We start from the raw sequence: 20,288 nt of genomic DNA, 5'->3' as shown, positions 1-20,288 counted from the left end.
GGGTCTCATCAGGGCCCGCACTGGTTAGAGTAGAGAATCTGGCGCCGCCCATCGCGCGCGAAGAGCTTGACGACGTAGCCCGTGCGGCCGGCATGGCTGATGCGGCACCATTCGGCGCCGTCGTCCTGCCGTGCACAGGAGTCGGCCGTGACGCAGGTGTTCACGGGGATGAGCGCAAGGGACCGCGCTCCGAGCGAGGGGAACTGGCGCAGATTGGCGGGGTAGACGATCCTGACCGTGGTGGACTGCCCAGGCGCGAGCCGCGGTGCCACGATGTCCCGCGCTTCGGCACAGCGCTCGGATTGCCCGTAATAGACCGAGCAGCCCCGTGACGGCGCAGTGTGCTGGTCGAAGGATGGCTCGAACCCGGAGCCGCGCTGCCCGCCGCCAGCGACCAGCCGGATCGGCCGGCCGGCCTCATCGGTACCGGAAAGCCCGTCCCATCCGGCCCTGAGCGTGATCAGCGGCCGGCCGGAGATGTCGTCCAGCGAGATGCCGCCCCGCCGCGGCTGCCAGCGCGACACGGCGACCAGGGCGGAGCCGCAGCCGCGAGGGTTTGCGCGATACGCCCCCATGATGCTGCCGGCCGCCGATAATTCGACGCTGCAACTTTGCCGGGAGCCGAAGGAGTCGGTGAAACGCACGGACCAGACGCCGGCGTAGGAGGCCCCTCGCTCCCATTGGGCAAGCGCGGCGGTCGGCGCGAGCCAAGGCGCGGGAGCGGTCAGGGCGACGATTGCGAGATGTCGCACGAACCGGACAGATGCAGCTCCGGGCAAGCGGCGTGGGCCAGGCAAGGATGATCTCTCCAGGAGGGGCACCTACCTTCTGGATCGCTTGGGCAACATCTCGTTAGGCGTAGCGTCTCGCCCTGTCTTGTCCGGACGTCTCAACTGGGCAAGGCTGTCTCAGTTCGCTCGCTGGTTGCCCATTCCAGAGTTCGATTCGGGTGCGCTTCGGCCCAGTGCACTTGGCACCTCGTACCGCTGACGGCCTTCTACCGGAGAGCATGCTCGGCATGATGGAGATCGCCACTGACGGACTGCGGCCGAGCGACCGGCTCGATTTCTGGTCGCAAACCGTGCTGAAGCGCATGGAGATCGCCGGTCGCGATGAGGACGCGTTCGCCTTTCATGCGACCCTGCGGCGGATGAAAGGTGACGCAGGTGAGTTCTGGGATCACTTCTCGACCGCGATCCGTGTCGAACGCTCGGAGCGGCGATGCCGCGCCGATAGCGGCGTCGAAATCTATGTCGGGTTGGTCGTCGAAGGGCGATCGGAAGTAAGCTTCGGGGATCGGCGCGTGCAGCTGCAGGCTGGCGACGTGTATGTGACCGATTTCGCCCGGCCCGTCACTGCGCACTGGCGGAAGCACCGCGAAGTCGGCGTGGTCTTCGAACGCAGTGCCGGCCCGCTGAATGTCGGGTGCCTGGCTCCCCAGGGCGCAGTCAGGCTGCTGTCCTCCCATTTGCGCACGCTCGCGAACGAAGCACCCGAGCTGTCGCCTGAAGAACAAGGCGCCGCCGTCGATATCGCGATACAATTCGCACGCTTGGCACTTTCGGCCGACAAGGCGCGCCATCTGGAAGGCGATCAGCCGACATTGCTGGCCGCGACACGCCAGATGATTGCGGAACACTGCACCGACCCGGAATTCTGCGTCGAGGCTCTGGCCGTTTCTCTGGGTTGTTCGCGCGCCTCGCTTTATCGCGCCTTCGAGCATCAGCCCAGGAGCGTATCGGCGACGATCTGGGCGGCGAGGCTGCAACATGCCCGCATGCTCCTGCTGAACGAGCCTGCGGCGACGATCGGCACGGTCGCGTTTCGATCGGGCTTCCTGGATCAGGCCAACTTCAACCGCATGTTTCGGCGCGAGTTCGGCATGCCTCCGGGAGAGTTCAGACAGGCGGCAAGAATGGCAGTCCACGCATGAGGCGTCAGCCATTCACGGTCTGACGGACGGCATCGCGGAGAGTGAGACGACCCGCTTTGTCTCCTGCTTCTTCAGCATGGCGACATGGGCACGGTTGTAGAGCGTTTCCGCGCTTCAGCGAACCGCGGAAACGCTCTGAAGCCCGCCAGCGCCGACCAGGATCTGGGACGAACCCTGCCGGGCGAGCCTCAAGCGGCCGAGGCGCGCGCTTGCCGCGTCTCCCATTCCTCGCCCCAGATCATCACCGCGTGCCCCGGCGAGACCTCGCGGTACTGGCGGGCCGGCGGCACATAGTCGGGCGTGCGCACGGGGCTCCTGATCTCGTCGTTCGAGACCGGACGCTTCTCGTGGCGACGCGCCGGGTCGGCGACCGGCACCGCAGCCAGGAGCCGCTTGGTATAGGGGTGCTGGGGATTGCCGAAGATCGCCGCACGCGGACCGATCTCGACGATCTCGCCGAGATACATCACCGCGACGCGGTGGCTGACCCGCTCGACCACCGCCATGTCGTGCGAGATGAAGAGATAGGCGAGCTTCATCCGCTCCTGCAATTCGAGCATCAGGTTGATGACCTGCGCCTTCACGGAGACGTCGAGCGCCGAGACGGCCTCGTCGGCGACGACCAACCGCGGCTCGACGGCAAGCGCGCGGGCGATCGCGACGCGCTGGCGCTGCCCGCCGGAGAACTCGTGCGGGAAACGGCTCGCCATGTCGGGCTGGAGCCCGACGCGCACGAGGAGATCGGCGACCTTGTCCTGCGCCTCCCGGCGATTGGCCAGCTTGTTGATCAGCAGGGGTTCGGCGACCGCCGTGCCGACCGTCATGCGCGGGTTCAGGCTAGCGAACGGGTCCTGGAAGATCATCTGCATGCGGGCCCGGCGCTCGCGCAGCGTCTTCTGGTCGAGCTTCAGCACATCCTCGCCATCGAGCAGCACCGAGCCGGAGAGCGGCTCGATCAGGCGCATCACCGAGCGCCCGGTCGTCGACTTGCCGCAGCCGGATTCGCCGACCAGCGCCAGCGTCTCGCCCGAAAGCAGACTGAAAGAGACGTTCTCGACTGCATGCACCCGGCCGGAGACGCCGCCGAGCAGCCCGGAGCGGATATCGAAGCGCGTCGTCAGATTGGCGACTTCGAGCACCGGGCGCTCGCTCGCGGCCACGGTGTCGGCCGTTTCGGCCGGGACGTCCGAGAGGCCGGTCTTGCGGTCGACCACCGGGAAGCGCATCGGCCGCCGGCGCCCCTCCATCGAGCCGAGCCGCGGCACCGCCGAGAGCAGCGCCTTGGTGTAGGGCTTCTGCGGATTGGCGAAGATGTCTTCGGTCCGGCCGGTCTCGACCTGCTCGCCATTGTACATCACGACCGTGCGGTCGGCGATTTCGGCGACGACGCCCATGTCGTGGGTGATGAAGAGGACGGACATGCCCTCCTCTTCCTGCAGCAGCTTGATCAGCTCGAGGATCTGCGCCTGGATCGTCACGTCGAGCGCCGTGGTCGGCTCGTCGGCGATCAGGAGCTTTGGCTTGCAGGCCAGCGCCATCGCGATCATCACGCGCTGGCGCATGCCGCCGGAGAAGCGGTGCGGATAATCGTGGAAGCGCGCCTTGGCCGCCGGGATCCGCACCTTCTCGAGCAGCCTGATCACCTCCGCCTCGGCTGCCGAGCGCGACAGGCCACGATGCAGCATCAGCGCCTCGGCGATCTGGAACCCGATGGTGAGCACTGGATTCAGGCTCGTCATCGGCTCCTGGAAGATCATCGCGATCTCGTTGCCGCGGACCTCGCGCATCTGCGCCTCCGGCAACGTCAGAAGCTCCTTGCCCGAGAGCTTGACGCTGCCTTCGATCTTGCTCGAGCCGGGCGGCGTCAGGCGCATGATCGAGAGCGCGCTCACGCTCTTGCCTGAGCCTGACTCGCCGACCAGGGCCACGGTCTCCTTCGGCGCGATATCGAAGGTGGCGCCCCGGACCACGGAACGCCAGGCACCCTCGACCCGGAACGAGGTCGTCAGGCCGGAGACGGAGAGGATTGGAGTCGTCATGAGGTCGCTTTCAGGTCGGCTTCAGATGACGCGGCGAGGATCGAAGGCATCGCGCAGGCCGTCGCCGATGAAGTTGATCGAGAGCACGGTCAGGAAGATCGCGGCGCCGGGGAACATCGCCCAATGCGGAGCGACATCGAGATGATCCTTCGCGTCGAAGAGCAGGCGCCCCCAGGTCGGGATGTCCGGCGGGAAGCCGAGCCCGAGGAAGGAGAGCGTCGACTCCGCGATGATCGCCGAGGAGACCTCGATCGTCGCCGCGACGATCACCGGGCCGATCGCGTTCGGCAGGATATGGACTACCATCTGGCGCGTCTTCGTCGCACCCTGCGCCCGCGCCGCCTCGACGAACTCCTTCTCGCGCAGCGAGAAGAACTGGGCCCGGACCAGCCGCGCCACCGGCATCCAGCGCAGGCCGCCGATGACGACGACGATCAGGATGAAGACGCCTCCCTCGACGCCGAAGACGGCCTTGAGCTGCTCGCGGAAGAGATAGATCACCAGCAGCAGCAGCGGCAGCTGAGGCAGCGACAGGAAGAGGTCCGTCACCCACATCAGGAACGGGTCGAGCCCGCGGCGCGACATGCCGGCGAGCGCGCCGACAACCACGCCGACGAGCGTCGCGACCACCATGGCGGCGAGGCCGACTGCGAGCGAGATGCGCCCGCCATACATCATGCGGGCCAGCAGATCCTGGCCGAGATCGTCGGTGCCGAAGGGATGCGCCCAGGAGGGCCCCTGCAGCTGCGCCGAGAAATCGATCTCGTTGATCGGCACCGTCCAGATCCATGGGCCGATGACGACACCGAGGATCAGCAGCAAGAGGATGACCGTGCTCGCCATGGCGAGACGGTGGCGGCGGAAGCGCCGCCAGGTTTCGCGCCCGGGCGAGACCGATACGCTCGCCGCGGCGGCGGCCGCAGCCGGATCAGCCGAAGGAGATGCGAGGGTCGAGCCAGCCATAGAGCAGATCCGCGATGAGGTTGAAGAGGACGACCAGGCAGGCGAAGACGAAGGTGACGGCCATGATCACGGGCGTGTCGTTGGCGAGGATCGCGTCGATCAGCAGCGAGCCGATGCCGGGAATCCGGAAGATCTGCTCGGTGACGATCGCGCCGCCGAACACCGCCGGCATCTGCAGGGCGACCAAGGTGACGACCGGGATCAGCGCGTTGCGGGTGATGTGCCGGAGCGTGACGGTCTTCTCGCCGAGGCCCTTGGCGCGCGCAGTGGTAACGTAATCCAGCCGGATCACGTCGAGCACAGCCGAGCGGACATAACGGGTGTATGACGCCGCCTGGAACAGGCCGAGCACGGTGATCGGCATGATCGCCTGGCGGAACATCTCCCAGTACCAGCGCCAGCCGGTCGCCGCGATGTCGGAGCGATAGACGAAGGGAAACCAGTCGAGCTTGATCGAGAACAGCAGGATCAGCAGCAGGCCGGTGAAGAAGGTCGGGAGAGAGAACCCGACGAAGGCGAGCGTGTTGGCGACCTGGTCGAAGACCGAATAGGGCCGCGTCGCAGCATAGATGCCGACCGGCAGCGCGACGCACAGCGCCAGGATCTGCGAGGTGCCGACGACGAAGAGCGTGGTCGGGACGCGCTGCAGGATCAGGTCGTCGACATTGATGCGGCTGGCGAAGGAGAAGCCCCAGTCGCCCTGCATCATGGCGGAGAGCCAGCGCAGATAGCGCACCATGATCGGATCATTGAGGCCGAAGCTGGCACGTAGCGCCTCGCGCACCTCGGGCGGGACATTCGGGTTGGTCGCCATTTCCGAGAACGGATCCCCCGGCGCCATCGCCAGGACCGTGAACAGGATCAGGCTGATGCCGAGCAGGCTCGGAATGGCGATCAGCAATCGCCGCAGAAGATAAGTCGCCATCAAGGGTTCCCGTGAACGGGGTCGCTAAAGCGAGCCGCGCGGGCCGATGGCGAAGAGACACCACCGGGCCGGGCCAACTCACGCGGAAGCGGCAGAGGGCCGCTCGCGGACGGGTTCAACCGTCCGCGAGCGGTTTAGCCAGCCTCAGCTGCGATACCAGGCAGCCACGTTCCAGGTGTCGACGTCCCAGCCGCTATGGTCGTGCATCAGGTTGCTCGCCGAGGCGGCAACGCGGGTGCGCGAGAGCAGCGGCAGGATCACATTGGCTTCGCAGAAGATCTCGTTGACCTTGATCAGCAGCGCAGCGCGCTTGGCCGGGTCGAGTTCCTTCTGCGCCGCCTTGTAGGCTTCATCGGCCGCCGGGTCCGAGTAGCGCGAGACGTTCCGGCCCAGCCACTTGTTCTCCTTGGTGGCGATCTCCCAGGAAACGAACTGGTTGAGGAAACGCTCCGGATCGGGCTGCGGCTGCGTCGTGGTGTACATCTCGATGTCGACGTAGAGCTTGGTATAGGTGTCGGGGTTGGCGACGTCGGAGGAGAAGAACACCGACGCCGTCACCGACTTCAGCTCGAGGTCGATGCCGGCCTTCTGGGCGGCCTGCTTGATGATCGCCTGCGTCTTCTGGCGCGGGGCGTTGATCGAGGTCTGGTAGACGTATTTGAGCTTCTTGCCGTCCTTCTCGCGGATGCCGTCCGAGCCGCGCTTCCAGCCGGCGTCGTCGAGGATCTTGTTCGCCTTATCGACGTTGAACTCGTATTTCAGCTTCTGCGACTTGAACTGCTTGGGCTCGTTGACGAAGCTCGCCGTCGCGGTGCCGCCGCGGCCATAGATGAACTTCTGGATCGAGTCGCGGTCGATCAGCAGGTTGAAGGCCTCGCGCACCTTCGGGTCCGACAGCGTCGGGTGCTTGGTCTTGATGCTGGAGCGCTCGCCATCGACCTCGGTCCACGGATCGGTGGTGTTGAGGATGATGAACTCGATGTCGCCCGATGGCACAGCGCTGACCTTGCCGCGGCCGCCGGTCTCCATGCGCTTCAGGACTTCGTCCTCGACCTGCAGGTTCCAGGCATAGTCGAACTCGCCGGTCTGGAGCACGGCACGGGCCGCCGAGACGGCGTCGCCGCCGCCCTTGACCTCGATCGTGTCGAAATGCGGCTGGTTCTTGACGTGGTAGTCCTCGTTGCGCGTGCCGGTCAGGATGTCGCCCGGCTTGAAGTCGACGAACTTGTAGGGGCCGGTGCCGACCGGCTTGAGATTGGCCGGCGCCTCGCGCGACTTGGCGCCCTTGTACTCGCCGAAATGATGCTTCGGCAGGATCTGGCCGACGACACCAACGAAGGGGTCGGCCCAGAACGGCGTCGGCTCCTTGAAGATGACCTTGACGGTGTGGTCGTCGACCTTCTCGACCTTGATGTTGGTGTAGGAGCCGGTGGTGTATGCGGCGGTCGCCGGATCGGCGGCATATTCCCAGGTGAAGACGACGTCGTCGGCGGTGAAAGGCTTGCCGTCATGCCATTTGACGCCCTGCTTCAGCTTCCAGGTCACCACCTTGCCGTCTTCGGAGAGCCCGCCATTGGCGCGGGTCGGCACCTCGGCCGCGAGCTGCGGGGTGAGGTTGCCGTCCTTGTCCCAGCCGGCGAGCGGCTCGAAGAAGATGCGGCCGGCGATCTGGTCCTTGGTGCCGCTGGCGAAATGCGGGTTGAGCAACGTCGGCGCCTGCCAGAGCAGGATCTTCAGCGGGCCGCCGCCACCGGCCTTGGTCGGCTTATAGGCGAGCGAGGCCTGCGCCATCGCGACGCCGTTCCAGGCCAGGATCTGCGATGCAAAGGGAGCGGCGACACCAACGGCCGCCATTCGACGCATGAAAGCGCGCCGCGAGATCGCACCGTCCTTCACGCCCTCAACCAGTTCGCGCAACTTGTGGTCGTCCATAGCTCATCCCCTCTGCTGACCTTGGTCAGTCTGTTCCGAAAGCGAGGCTTTTCGCCTCATTTTTGATAGTCGGCTGCACCAGCAAGGCATGTGCCGCGAAAAGCGTCAACCGGCGGCTTGTGGAGGGATGGTTTTGTCTGCCGCTCCACGAACCAAAACCGCGGCGGGCGCGGCTTTCGCTCGCACCAGCAAGTTCCGGGCCGCTCGTCACCCGAGCCCGCGACACAGTCGGCGGAGCACGCCAGAAACCTCGAATCGACACATTAGACTTTCTATAAACTACTGTTTTTGTTGACTTTATTCCCCGGGTCGGTCGATAGCGGGCGCGGCGCCGAAGGGCGCAGTGACCGTGGAGACCGATGTCTGACGAGGCGCTCAGCGTGGCCGCACTTTACGCAACCGAGCAGGACAGGCTCCGGCGGCGGCTGATCGGGCGCGGGCTCAGCGCCCAGCAGGCGGCGGACGCCGTACAGGAGCTTTTCCTGCGCCTGCTGCGGACGCCGCGCGCCGAGCTTCGCGATCCCGGCGCCTATCTCAGCCGCGCCGCCGACAGCATCGCCATAGACCATTGGCGACGAGAGCAGCGCGGCAGGCTGCTGTTCACGACCGAAGAGCCGGATACGCTGGCGATCCCCGACCCGGGCCCATCGGCCGAGGCCCGGCTGCTGGAGCAGGAGAGGTTCGCAGATCTGGAGCAAGAGCTCGCCGCCCTGCCCCCGCGCAGCCGCGAGGTGCTGCTCCTGCACAAGTTCGAAGAGCTGAGCTACGCCGAGATCGCCCAGCGTCTCGGAATCTCGCGCAACACCGTGATGGTCCATCTCGCCAATGCCATGCGCCTGCTGCGGCAGCGCGTGCGCGAGAAAAATTCCCTGGGCGCTAATTAGTTTTCCGTGCGGGATCGTCTAGAGAATCAGGACAGGGCCGAAGAGCGGCCAGATGGAGTTTTGGCGCGCGATGCGTCTGCGAAAACCGGCCTCGTGGCCCGGACCGACCCGCTGATGGAACCGGTCCAGGCCGAGACGATCGACGATGCCGCCATCGCCTGGTTCGTCCGACTGCGCGACGAGCAGGCCTCGGAGGCGGATCGCGCCGCCTTTGCCGCATGGCGAAAGGCAGACCCGGCGCATGAACGGGCCTGGCACGAGCTCGAAGCAATCTGGGGGGCGCTCGACCAGTTTGCGCCGCCGAAGCTCGCGATGCCTGCCGCAGCCGTCACCACTCCCCGGCGCAGGCGGCGGCCGCTCTGGCAACCGCTCGCCGCCGCGGCGATGCTGCTCCTCGCCGTCACGGCCAGCCTGCGCCTGCAGCCGCCGGGGTTGTTCGCCGATCACCGAACCGCGATCGGCGAGCGCCGCACGATCGCGCTGACCGACGGCTCACGGATCGAGCTCGGGCCGGACAGCGCCATCGATGTCGAAATCGACGGCGCGCGGCGCGCGGTCAGGCTGGTGGCGGGCGAGGCCTTTTTCAGTGTCGCCAGGGACGAGAAGCGGCCGTTTGTCGTCAGCGCCGGACAGGGTGAGATCGCGGTGCTCGGCACCGCATTCGACGTCAAGATCGCCCCCAGCGAAAGGGTCTCGGTCGTGGTCACCGAGAGCAAGGTCGCGGTCAGCGCCGGCGGCGGGCCGGCGGTCGGTGTCAGCGCCGGCCAGGAGGTCAGCTATGACGGACGCGGCGTCTCGCCGGTCCGCACGGCCGATCTCGATACGGCGCAGGCCTGGCGGCAGGACCAGATCGTCTTCCACGACGCCCCGCTCGACACCGTGCTGAGCGAGCTTGGCCGCTACCGCCGCGGCCATGTCCAGTTGCTCGGCGGCGAGCTCGGCAAGCGGCGCGTCACCGCCGTCTTCGACGCCAAGCGCCCTGACGCGGCGCTCGAGACCATCGCCCGCAATCTCGATCTGCGGCTGCTCCGCGCGACCGGCTATTTCGCCGCCCTCGTGGCCTGGTGAGAAAATTTCGGGCGACCGCCTAATTACTTTTCATCGGACCAGCGTCTTCCCCAGCGAGGGGGCGCCAAAGCGGCGCTCCGCATGACTGCGGACGAGGACTTTGGCGACATGAACACTGCAATTCCGGCCAGCGGGCGCTTCCGGCGGTCGACGCTCGTCACGGCTCTGCTCGCCAGCTCAGCCCTCGCCTCACTCCAGTCCATCCCTGCACTCGCCCAGACGCCGCCGGCCGCCAGCACGAGCATCTCCATCCCGGCGCAGCCGCTGTCCTCGGCGCTGATCGCCTTTTCGCGGCAGACGCGGATCGAGATCTTCGTGCCGTCCTCCCTCGCCGCCGGCAAGCGCTCGACCGAGGTCTCGGACGCAAGCTCGCCGGAAGCGGCATTGCAGCGGCTGCTCGCCGGCACCGGGCTGACCTATCGCTTCACCGGCGCGCGCTCGGTGACGGTCGAGGCTCGGCGGGCACCGGGCGCCGCCGGTGCGGCGCCGGCCGGCGCGATTGCGCTCGACGAGGTGGTCGTCGACGGCGCAGGGCTGCCACCGCCGACCGGAACGATCGGTCAGCCTCCCGTTCCCTACGCGGGCGGGCAGGTCGGAACCGGCACGAGGCTCGGATTCTTCGGTAACCGGTCGGTCATGACGACGCCGTTCAACGTGACCGGCTATACCGACAAGCTGATGCGGGACCAGCAAGCCCGCTCGCTCGCCGACGTCGTGCAGAACGACCCGTCCGTGCGCAACGACGCTCCGGCGTTCAGCGAGCGCGATTCCTTCTTCATTCGCGGCTTTTCGGTCGTCAATCTCGACACTGCGTTCGACGGCCTGGCCTACATCGCCAATCCGCGCCGCAGCTTCGTCGAAGGCATCGAGCGCGTCGAGATCCTGAAGGGCCCGACCGCACTGCTGAACGGCGGCATCGCCCGCATCGGCGGTACGATCAACCTCATTCCCAAGCGCGCCTTCGACGAGCCTCTGACCCGCGTCACGACCACCTATCTCAGCGACTCGCAGCTCTGGACGCATCTCGACCTCGGCCGCCGCTTCGGCGCGTCGAAGGAATGGGGCGTCCGCTTCAACGGCTCCTACCGCCAGGGCAACACGGCGCTGGACAAGAACGACATCGAGGTCGGCAATGCCTCGCTCGGCCTCGACTACCGGGGCGATCGCTTCCGCGCGTCGCTGGACCTCGCGCATTCGACCCAGAACGTCACGGCTCCGACCTCCCTGTTCAACGAGGTCGCGCCCGGAATCGTCATCCCCAGGGCTCCGAACGGCCGCAAGAACACCTCGAGCTCGCTCGAGTACATCGACAGCCGCTACAACATGATTGCCGGCCGGATGGAGTTCGACCTCACGCCCGACACGACGATCTATGCCGCGGCGGGCGCCAGCCGCTACCGCGAGGATTTCCTCTCGTCATACTACCGGATCACAGGCTCGGACGGCCGTGCGACGAACAGCCTAACCATCATGCCGCTGGAGCTCCAGGGCTTTTCGGGCGAGGTCGGTCTGCGCTCGAAATTCCAGACCGGGTTCATCCAGCACCAGTTCAACATCTCGGCCTCACAGTCGATCAACGAGAACTACTCGCGCGGCTTCTTCCCGGTCGCGCTGCCGAGCTTCCCGACCAATATCTACGCGCCGGCGCACCTGCCGCGCGGCTCGGTCAGCACGATCGGCTTCCCAAGGTCCAGCCAGCAGCCGCTGTTCACGAGCCTCAACCTGCGCAGCATCGCGGTGGCAGACACGCTGTCGATGGCCGGCGACCGGATCCAGGTCACGCTCGGTGGCCGCTATCAGCACATCGATCTGAAGAGCTACGTCACCCGGCCGGTCCCGACCCAGGGCGCGCGCGCCTCCAACTATCAGGAAGGACGCTTCAGCCCGGCGATCGCGGCGCTCGTTCGCCCGACCGACAAGCTCTCCGTCTATGCCAACTACATCGAGGGCCTGACCGAAGGACCGAGCCCTCCGGCGAGAGCCGTCAACGCCAACGAAGTGTTCGCTCCGGTCGTCAACAAACAGACCGAGGTCGGCATCAAGTACGACTTCGGGACCGTCGCCATGACGGCCTCGCTCTTCGAGATCCGGCAGCCCAACGGCTTCACCGATCCGGCCACGAACCGCTTCTCGGTCAGCGGACTCCAGGTCAATCGTGGCCTCGAGCTCACCATGTTCGGCGAACCCTTCGAAGGCTTGAGGCTGCTCGGCGGCGTCACCTTCATGCATGCCGAGCTCGCCAGCACAGCGGGCGGCATGTTGGACGGCAAGACTGCGCCGGGCATCCCGAGAACGGCGATCAATCTCTACGGCGAGTACGACCTGCCCTGGGTGAAGGGCCTCACCGCCACCGGCCGGATAATCTACACGAGCAGCATGTTCTACGATCAGGCCAACACGCAGTCGGTCCCTGACTGGACAAGGTTCGACATCGGCCTGCGCTATGCGTTCACCGGGCCGGCAGGCAAGCCGGTGGTGGTCAGGGCCGGCGTCGAGAACGTGTTCGACAGCTCGTACTGGGCATCGGCAGCACGCGGCTTCCTGGCCGTCGGGGCGCCCCGGACCTTCGTGGTTTCCGCCCAGGTCGACTTCTAGCCAACCGCCCCAAACCTACCCGGAAGCAAACATGATGCTGCGCAGCGCCCTGCTTTGCCTAGCGCTCCTGCTCGCACCCGCCTCGGCGGGTGCGAAGCAGATTACCGACCTCGCCGGCAGGACGGTCACCATTCCCGACAAGGTCGAGCGCATCATCACCGGCGAGGGCCGGTATATTCCCGCCCTCGCCATTCTCGACAGGCGCGACCCGGTCGGCCGCGTGGTCGGCATGATGGGCGATTACGAGAATGTCGACCCGGCGAGCTATGCCCGCTATCGCGAGCGCTTCCCCGGCATCGCCGGTATCGCCAGGATCGGCCGTACCGCCAAGGAGAGCTTCAGCCTGGAGCAGGCGATCGCGCTTCGGCCGCAGGTCGCGATCTTCGGCATCGGCGGCCATGGCCCCGATACCCGCTCCGGCGAGGTGATCAAGGCGCTGGAGGCGACCGGCACGGCCATCGTCTTCATCGATTTCCGCAGCGACCCGCTCGTCAACACGCCAAGGTCGATGGAGGTGCTCGGCCAGGTGCTCGACCGCGAACGCGAGGCGAGCGAATTCAACACGGCCTGGCGGGCCGCGCTGGTGCGGGTCGAGGAGCGGCTGGCGCAAGCAAGGCCCGCACCCGTCGGCGTCTTCATCGAGAGCCGCGTGGGGATCGATTCAAGCTGCTGCGAAACGATGACGCGGGGGATGATCGGCCGCTTCGTCACCGCCGCCGGCGGCTTCAACATCGCCGAGGCGATGGTGCCGGGCGAGGCCGGCACGGTCAGCCTCGAATGGCTCATCGCCAACCCGCCGCAGGTTTACATCGGCACGGCGATCGGCGATTTCGCCTCCGCCGCCACGCGGCCCTGGCTCGCGCTCGGCGCTGGCGTCCCGGCGGAAGTCGCGCAGGAAAGCCTGAAACGCTCGATGACGCGGCCCGGTATCGCCGAGCTGCAGGCGATCCGCGATGGGCGAGCCCATGCGGTCTGGCATCATTTCTACAATTCGCCTTTCAATGTCGCGGCGGTGCAGGCCTTCGCCAAATGGCTGCACCCTGCCCTCTTCGCCGATCTCGATCCCGAGGAGTTGCTGCGCGATCTTCATGCGCGCTTCCAGCCCTTCCCGCTCGACGGCGTCTACTGGAGCTCACTGCCATGACCGAAACGCCCAAGCCTTCCCGCCCTGCCCTCGACGAATGGCATCTTTCTGTCGTCGAGGCCTTCGACGTCGCCCCGCGCCTGCGCCGCGTCGTCTTCACGGCGCAGACGCTCGACCAGCTCGAATACCGGCCCGGGCAGGCGCTGATCCTGCGCATGCCGCTGCCTAGCGGCGACACCGGCCGGCGCGACTATACCATTCGCTGGTTCGACCGGGAGCCGAAGCGCCTCGCCATCGATTTCGTCCTGCACGGTGAAACGCCTGCGCCGAGCTGGGCGAAGGCGGCCCGTCCCGGCGACACGCTGCTTGCGCAGGGCCCGCGCGGGCGCAGCACCGTCGCGGCGGACGCCGACTGGCACCTTTTCTGCGTCGACGAGACCGGCATGCCGGCCATGCTGCACATGCTCGAGACGATGCCGGCCGGCGCGATCGTCCACGCACTGATCGAGACGGCGTCGGCTGAGGACGAAGCCGCGATCGGGACCTCCGCTGCGCTCAGCTGCCACTGGCTTGCGCGCGGCGCCATGCCAGCCGGCCCGAACGGGCTGGTGTTGGAGGCCTTGAAGGCGTTTGCGCTCCCGACCGGTCGCGGTCAGGCCTACCTGATGGGCGAGACAAGCAATGTCCGCTCATGGCGGCATCATCTCGTCCAGGCGGGCCTGCCGAAGGCGAGCATCGCCTCTGAGGGCTACTGGCGACCCGGGCGCATCGGCGGCCACGACCACGTCGACGACTAGGCTGGGTCGGGCGAGGCGCGCGCCGAGCGCGCGTCTCGTCGCCCGGTTCCTTCGAGCAAGCGCCCTGCAAGACGCTGCCGGCACCAGTCCGGGCAAGCATGGCGCCGGCCGGCGCCTGAGCGGTCGGCACCGCGAGATGCGAATCGAGCATGAGACGCAGAGCTTGGCGTTCCGCCTTGCCAATGGCTCTCCAGCACCGTTTCAGGAACCCAATCCGGGCGTCCGCGGGGAACGCCGGCGGGCTCGAACGAGCGAGGCGGGAGCGCACAAATTAGGCGCCTTCGCAGCGTGTCAAGCCGCCGGTTGACCTAACATTGTGCTTATCGTTCAGCTGACGGGTTGGCCGGACAGCGAGAATCAATTGTATTGGGGACAGCGTAATTGCTTTCGATAGATGCCCGTTTAACGCGAAGCGCCATGTAAGCTCCCGTTAACGAATATTAACGATGGTCAAGACATGACGGTACGCAACAACCGCTTCGCGCGACCATGACAGGTTGCCGGCAGCTGCCGACCGCTCTTGGGAACAGGCGCGCGTCACGGCGCACCCGATGGGCGGCAGTGGCCGGCGTTGCGGCGATCCTTGCCGGCTGCGGCGACCAGCGGCTGACCGAGTCCGATCTGGTGTTCTCGACCCGTGCGGTGAACGTCGACCCGAGCCGGGCGATGGTCGTGCTGCCGCCTGGAGGCCCGCCGGCCGTCGCCGTCACGCAGCGCCAGTACGACAACGCCATCGCCCAGACGATCTCGCTCGCGACGCGCGGCCGTACGCCCGGCGAGAACACCATCCATGTCGCGTTCCTGACCTCCGCGGATCTTCCCGACGGCGAAGGCGTCGCCGGAAACCTGCTGAAAGAGCCCGGCCTCGACGATCACGTCCTCGCGGCTGAGATGGAGGAGCGCTTCCCCGGCGTGGCGATGGCGACCTCCTCCGTGTTCGTGCAGAACAAATACGGCCCCTTCGGCTACGCCTTCGGACGCGGCATCGGCAACGACGGCTGCATCTATGTCTGGCAGCGGCTGATGCGGGGCGACAGCCTGTTTCGTCCCAGGACCGGCGCGGCCTCAATCCGCCTGCGGGTCTGCGAGCCGAACGCGAGCGAAGCCTCGCTGCTTCGTCTCGCCTATGGCTACGCGCTCAACGCGTCGCTCGGGCGGAGCGGCTGGGATCCGATTGGCGAGGCGCCTGACCCGGCGCCGAATCTCGGCGAGGCAGGGGCGCCGATCTATCCGGTGCCGCAGGCCTCCTTCGAGGATGTCATGGCGCCGCGCACCACCGTGGTGCGCCCCCGGGCCCGACCGGCACGCGTCGCCCCTCTGCGCGACACAGCGCCTGTAGAGACCGCCGTTCCCGACCGCCCGCTCGAAGGCTACCCGACCGTGCCACCGCCGCCCTCACGCTGAGCAAGAAGTCCGTAGCATCTGATGCCAACCGCGATCTACGTCATCGTCTGGGCCGTCACGGCAGCGCTGGTCACGGCGCTGATCGCGCTGCCGATCAGTCTGCAGGCGCATCTGATCGCCGGCACCATCCTGGTCGGCGCGATGATCCTGCTGAAGCTGCTGCGTCCGCTCGGCGTCTGGCGGCTGATCGCGCTCGGCCTCGGGACCGCGGTCGTGCTACGCTATGTCTATTGGCGCACCACCAGCACGCTGCCGCCTGTCAATCAGGTCGAGGACTTCATCCCGGGCGTCATCCTCTACGTCGCCGAACTCTACAATATCGGCATGCTGTTCCTCAGCCTGTTCGTTGTCGCGATGCCGCTGCCCCGTCGCGCCACGCCGCCGATCGACCTCGCAAACGCACCGAGCGTCGACGTCTTCGTCCCCTCCTACAATGAGGACGCCGACATGCTGGCGACGACGCTGTCGGCAGCGCTCGCCATGGACTACCCGCCGGGGAAACTGCAGGTTTATCTGCTCGACGACGGCGGCACCGACGAGAAGTGCGCCTCCGACAATTTCGCCGCCGCCCATGCCGCCAAGGAGCGGCGCGCGACGCTACAGAAGCTCTGCGAAGGGCTGGGGGTCACCTATCTCACGCGCGAGCGCAATCTCAACGCCAAGGCCGGCAATCTCAATAACGGCATCGCCCATTCGCAGGGCGAGCTGATCGTCGTCTTCGATGCCGATCACGCGCCGGCTCGGAATTTCCTGACGGAGACCGTCGGCTTCTTCGCCCGCGACCCGAAGCTCTTCCTGGTCCAGACGCCACATTTCTTCATCAATCCCGACCCGCTCGAGCGCAACCTTCGGACCTTCAAGGAAATGCCGTCGGAGAACGAAATGTTCTACGGCATCATCCAGCGCGGCCTCGACAAGTGGAACGCTTCCTTCTTCTGCGGCTCGGCTGCGGTGCTGAGCCGCAAGGCCCTGCTGACGACCAACGGCTTCTCCGGGCGCTCGATCACCGAGGACGCCGAGACGGCGATCACCCTGCATGCCGCAGGCTGGAACAGCGTCTATGTCGACAAGCCACTGATCGCCGGGCTCCAGCCGGCGACCTTCACCAGCTTCATCGGCCAGCGCTCGCGCTGGGCCCAGGGGATGATGCAGATCCTGATCTATCACAGGCCGCTGCTGAAGCGCGGCCTCTCCCTGCCGCAACGCCTCTGCTATACCTCGACCGCCCTGTTCTGGCTGTTCCCGTTCGCGCGGATGATCTTCCTGATCTCGCCGCTGTTCTATCTCTTCTTCGGGCTGGAGATTTTCGTCGCGACCAGTGGCGAGTTCATCGCCTACATCCTCGGCTACATGGTCGTGAACCTGATGATGCAGAACTACCTCTATGGCCGCTATCGCTGGCCGTGGATCTCGGAACTCTACGAATTCATCCAGTCGATCTACCTGTTGCCGGCCGTCGTCTCGGTGATGCTCAACCCGAGCAAGCCGACCTTCAAGGTCACCGCGAAGAACGAGTCGCTCGAGACGCGCCGTGTTTCCGAGCTCGGCCTGCCGTTCCTGATCATCTTCATCGTCCTGGCGCTGGGCGTGGTCGCCCAGTACTGGCGCAGCATCGCCGAGCCCTACAATGCCGACACCACGCTGGTCGTCGGCCTCTGGAACATCATGAACCTGCTGATGGCCGGCTGCGCGCTCGGCGTCGTCTCCGAACGGCCGGAGGGCCGTGCCGCGCGGCGCTTCGCCGTGACGCGGCGGGGCGAGATGGTGCTCAACGGAAACGCCGTGCCGATGGTCACCGAGAACGCCTCGGTCGACGGCATCGCGATCCGCATCGGCGCGGCGCCCGCCGACAAGCCGGCGGTCGGTGAGCTGGCGCTGATCTCGTTCGAAACCACTCTCGCTATGCCGCGCGGCACACTCCCGGTCAGGATCAAGCGCATCGAGCATGATCCCCAGGGACTGATGCTGGGTTGCCGCTACGAGCCATCCGAGCCTCTGCACAGCCGGATGATCGCCGACCTCGCCTTTTCCGACGCCGAGCGCTGGAGCCGCTTCCAGAAGGCACGGCGCAACAATATCGGCGTGGTGCGCGGCACCACCCGCTTCCTGAAGATCGCGCTGTTCCAGACCAGCCGGGGCCTGTCCTATTTCCTCGGCCTCTATCGGCTGGGCAAGACAGCCAGCAAGCCGAGTGCCGCGGAATGACGGCGCGCCATGCCCCCCCTCTCCTTCGCGGCCTGGCCATGGTGCTGGCCATGGCGGCGGCGCCCGCCCTGGCCCAGCAGCCGGGAGCAGCGACCAGTTCCCCGCCCCCCTTCATGATCGCTCCGGGAACGGCGCCGACCGCCCCGGCTCCGGCCGCGCCTGCCGCGCCCGCCCCGATGGCAAGCAAGCCGGCGGCAGCGCCGGCTCCCGCTGCCGGCCCCGGCTTCAAGCCGCTCCTGCCAGCCGCAAGGGTGACGCTGGAAGGCGAGGCCGACATGCGCAGCTGGGCCTTCTACCTGACAGAGGAAGAGGCGAGCTCCGATCTCGCCCTCGACGTCGCCTTCCAGAACGCGCTCGTCGTCATGCCGGAAGCCTCCCGGCTGACAGTCCGGGTCAATGGCGAGCGCGTGGTCGAGACGCCTGTCGCCTCGTCGGATCGGATGGCGCGCCTGTCGACCAACCTGCGAAAAGGCCTGCTGCGGCCCGGGCAGAACACGATCCGCTTCGAGGCCATCCAGCGCCACCGCACCGATTGCTCGATCGCTTCGACCTATGAACTCTGGACCCGGATCGATGGCGCCGGAACGAAACTGAGCTTCCGTTCCCCGGCGGCGACCGAGCTGCGCCTGCGCAGCATCGACGACTTACCGGCGATCGGCGGCGACGAAGCGGGGCAGACCACGATCCGCATCGTCGCGCCCGGTGCCTCGAGCGCGGCAGCGGCGAACATGATCTTCGCGGTCTCGCAGGCCACCGCATTGCGCGGGCGCTACGGCCAGGCGGTGGTTCAGGTGTCGGAACGGCCCCCCGGCCGGGCGAGGCCCGGCACGCTGACCATCGTCCTCGCGACGACGGCGGAATTGCCGGACCTCCTGACGCGGGTGCCGGAGGAGGCCAAGGCGCGCAGCTTCGTGGGCTTCGTTTCCGACGCGCGCCTCGGCCCTTCGACCCTCCTCGTGACCGGAGCAAGTTGGCCGGACATCGAGAGCGTGGTCGCGATGCTGCTTACAGCCCCGGTCTCCCGGCCGACCAACGTCAATCGCCGCATAATGGACACGTCGAGCTGGCACCTGCCCGACGCGCCCTTCCTGTCGGAGGCGCGCGCCCTGCGCTTCTCCGAACTGGGCATCCCCAGCCAAGAATCTTCCGCCCGGCGCCTGCGGACCCGCGCCGTCGTCGCCTTTCCCGGCGATTTCTATGCTTCGGCCTATGGCGAGGCGACGCTCTATCTCGACGCTGCCTATTCCGCCGACGTGATGCCCGGCGACAGCCATATCGAGGTCTTCGTCAACGGCAATGTCGCGGCGACCGTTCCCTTGAACGCGACGACCGGCGGGCTGTTCCAGCAGTTCCCGATCACCGTGCCACTGCGGCATTTCCGGCCCGGCATCAACGAGATTTGGCTCGAAGCGGTGACGCTCACCAGCTCCGACCTGTCCTGCGGTCCTGGAGCGACCCTGCCGGGGCGGAACCGGTTCGCGCTGTTCGACACGACGAGCCTCTCCTTCCCGGACTTCGCCAAGATCGGCGTGCAGCCCAATCTCGCCGCCGTCGCCGGAACGGGCTTCCCCTATTCGCTGGCGACCCGCACGCCTTTGATCCTCGGCCGTCACGACACCGCCAATTACGGCGCTGCGGCGACCCTGCTGGCCCGGCTGGCCCAGCGCGCTGCCAGACCGCTCGCCGTCGACGCCCTGACCAGTGTCTCGACCGCGAGCGATCAGCCGGCCTTGATCGTCGGCGCTGCGAGCCAGCTGCCACCCGGCCTCCTGCCTCGCGTCGGCGTGTCGGAGACCGTCAGGACCACGTGGCCGACACGCGCCGATGCCGTGGTCGTCGCGCCTGAGAACGATGCGGGCGCCGTCTTCGACGCCGTGATCAACCGCTTCCAGGGCCAGAAGGGGCCGGCCGCCGCCGAGAACGCACAACCGACGACCGACGCGCTGCGCGATCGCTGGCGCAGTTCCCTGGGCGGCCCCCTCGCCCGTTACTTCGTCGTCTTCGACCAGTGGCTGCAGCGCAACTTCCATCTCTCCTTCGCCCAGCTGCGCATTCCATCCTCCAACGAGACTCTCTATGAACCTGCTGATGGCACGGACCTGATCGCTGCGCAGGCGGTGGAGCCGGCGAGCAAGCAGGTCTGGACGGCCTTCGTCGCGCGCCGCGAAGAGACGCTGGAGGCGACGATCGCCCGTCTCGTCACGCCGGGGAACTGGGCCAATCTCGCCGGGCGGGTCACGGCCTTTCGCGGCACCCAGGACGTTCACGTCGTCGCGGCGAGCGACCCCAATTTCGTCATGACGCGCAGCTTCTCGCTGACGAACATGCGGCTCGTCCTCGCCAACTGGCTCTCGGAAAATATCGGCGCCTATGCGCTGGCCCTGCTCGTCGCCTGCATCGCCCTCGGCATCTCGACCTCGCTGATGCTCGGCCGCCTGGGGCAGAAGCCATGAGGCTCT

General features: G+C 66.9%; 14 protein-coding genes. 9 read left to right on the top strand and 5 right to left on the bottom strand.

All coding sequences use genetic code 11. The annotated features are described in order from the left end of the window. Nucleotides 1–8 precede the first annotated feature (8 nt). Nucleotides 9–752 carry an AprI/Inh family metalloprotease inhibitor gene (locus tag DK26_RS17325; RefSeq protein ID WP_066475077.1) on the bottom strand — a complete coding sequence of 248 codons (744 nt, stop codon included), beginning with the start codon at nucleotides 750–752 and terminating at the stop codon, nucleotides 9–11. 266 nt (nucleotides 753–1,018) lie between these two features. Between DK26_RS17325 and DK26_RS17320 the strand changes: the two genes are divergently transcribed. Further along, nucleotides 1,019–1,933, top strand: a complete 915-nt coding sequence (locus tag DK26_RS17320; RefSeq protein WP_184231630.1) for a helix-turn-helix domain-containing protein — start codon at nucleotides 1,019–1,021, stop codon at nucleotides 1,931–1,933. A 188-nt stretch (nucleotides 1,934–2,121) separates the two neighbouring features. Here the strand turns inward: DK26_RS17320 and DK26_RS17315 are convergent, their stop codons facing one another. The 4 genes from DK26_RS17315 to DK26_RS17300 all read right to left on the bottom strand — a co-directional run bounded on the left by DK26_RS17315 (nucleotide 2,122) and on the right by DK26_RS17300 (nucleotide 7,792). Next, nucleotides 2,122–3,972: an ABC transporter ATP-binding protein gene (locus tag DK26_RS17315; RefSeq protein WP_066475075.1), complete on the bottom strand. Its 1,851-nt coding sequence runs from the start codon at nucleotides 3,970–3,972 to the stop codon at nucleotides 2,122–2,124. A gap of 21 nt (nucleotides 3,973–3,993) precedes the next feature. After that, complete coding sequence (locus DK26_RS17310; RefSeq protein ID WP_066475072.1) at nucleotides 3,994–4,935, bottom strand: ABC transporter permease; 942 nt, start codon at nucleotides 4,933–4,935, stop codon at nucleotides 3,994–3,996. Next, on the bottom strand, nucleotides 4,901–5,860 hold the full coding sequence (locus DK26_RS17305; RefSeq protein ID WP_066475071.1) for an ABC transporter permease: 960 nt from the start codon (nucleotides 5,858–5,860) through the stop codon (nucleotides 4,901–4,903). The genes DK26_RS17310 and DK26_RS17305 overlap by 35 nt, the downstream gene beginning before the upstream one ends. 144 nt (nucleotides 5,861–6,004) lie before the next feature. Continuing rightward, nucleotides 6,005–7,792: a peptide ABC transporter substrate-binding protein gene (locus DK26_RS17300; protein ID WP_066475070.1), complete on the bottom strand. Its 1,788-nt coding sequence runs from the start codon at nucleotides 7,790–7,792 to the stop codon at nucleotides 6,005–6,007. Between the two features lie 359 nt (nucleotides 7,793–8,151). Here DK26_RS17300 and DK26_RS17295 point away from each other — a divergent pair, with 359 nt between their 5' ends. From DK26_RS17295 to DK26_RS17260, 8 genes are all read left to right on the top strand, one after another. Further along, on the top strand, nucleotides 8,152–8,676 hold the full coding sequence (locus DK26_RS17295) for a sigma-70 family RNA polymerase sigma factor (protein ID WP_066475069.1): 525 nt from the start codon (nucleotides 8,152–8,154) through the stop codon (nucleotides 8,674–8,676). A gap of 93 nt (nucleotides 8,677–8,769) precedes the next feature. Beyond that, nucleotides 8,770–9,744 (top strand): FecR family protein, encoded by a 975-nt coding sequence (locus DK26_RS17290; RefSeq protein ID WP_157089695.1) that lies wholly within the window; start codon nucleotides 8,770–8,772, stop codon nucleotides 9,742–9,744. Between the two features lie 108 nt (nucleotides 9,745–9,852). After that, nucleotides 9,853–12,339, top strand: a complete 2,487-nt coding sequence (locus tag DK26_RS17285; RefSeq protein ID WP_083533322.1) for a TonB-dependent receptor — start codon at nucleotides 9,853–9,855, stop codon at nucleotides 12,337–12,339. Nucleotides 12,340–12,370: 31 nt separating this feature from the next. After that, nucleotides 12,371–13,483: an ABC transporter substrate-binding protein gene (locus tag DK26_RS17280; RefSeq protein ID WP_198162354.1), complete on the top strand. Its 1,113-nt coding sequence runs from the start codon at nucleotides 12,371–12,373 to the stop codon at nucleotides 13,481–13,483. Further along, nucleotides 13,480–14,220, top strand: a complete 741-nt coding sequence (locus DK26_RS17275; protein WP_066475058.1) for a siderophore-interacting protein — start codon at nucleotides 13,480–13,482, stop codon at nucleotides 14,218–14,220. Before DK26_RS17280 ends, DK26_RS17275 begins: the two co-directional genes overlap by 4 nt. 561 nt (nucleotides 14,221–14,781) lie before the next feature. Continuing rightward, nucleotides 14,782–15,624 carry a cellulose biosynthesis protein BcsN gene (gene bcsN / locus DK26_RS17270; RefSeq protein ID WP_066475056.1) on the top strand — a complete coding sequence of 281 codons (843 nt, stop codon included), beginning with the start codon at nucleotides 14,782–14,784 and terminating at the stop codon, nucleotides 15,622–15,624. A gap of 21 nt (nucleotides 15,625–15,645) precedes the next feature. Then, on the top strand, nucleotides 15,646–17,829 hold the full coding sequence (gene bcsA, locus DK26_RS17265) for a UDP-forming cellulose synthase catalytic subunit (protein ID WP_066475054.1): 2,184 nt from the start codon (nucleotides 15,646–15,648) through the stop codon (nucleotides 17,827–17,829). Between the two features lie 176 nt (nucleotides 17,830–18,005). Next, entirely contained in the window at nucleotides 18,006–20,282 is a 2,277-nt protein-coding gene (locus tag DK26_RS17260) for a cellulose biosynthesis cyclic di-GMP-binding regulatory protein BcsB (RefSeq protein WP_184231629.1), read from the top strand. Nucleotides 20,283–20,288: the final 6 nt, after the last annotated feature.

The sequence above is a fragment of the Allobosea sp. WAO genome, from assembly GCF_001509835.1.
GTDB lineage: Bacteria > Pseudomonadota > Alphaproteobacteria > Rhizobiales > Beijerinckiaceae > Allobosea.
This window is presented reverse-complemented; position numbering and strand designations above follow the sequence as displayed.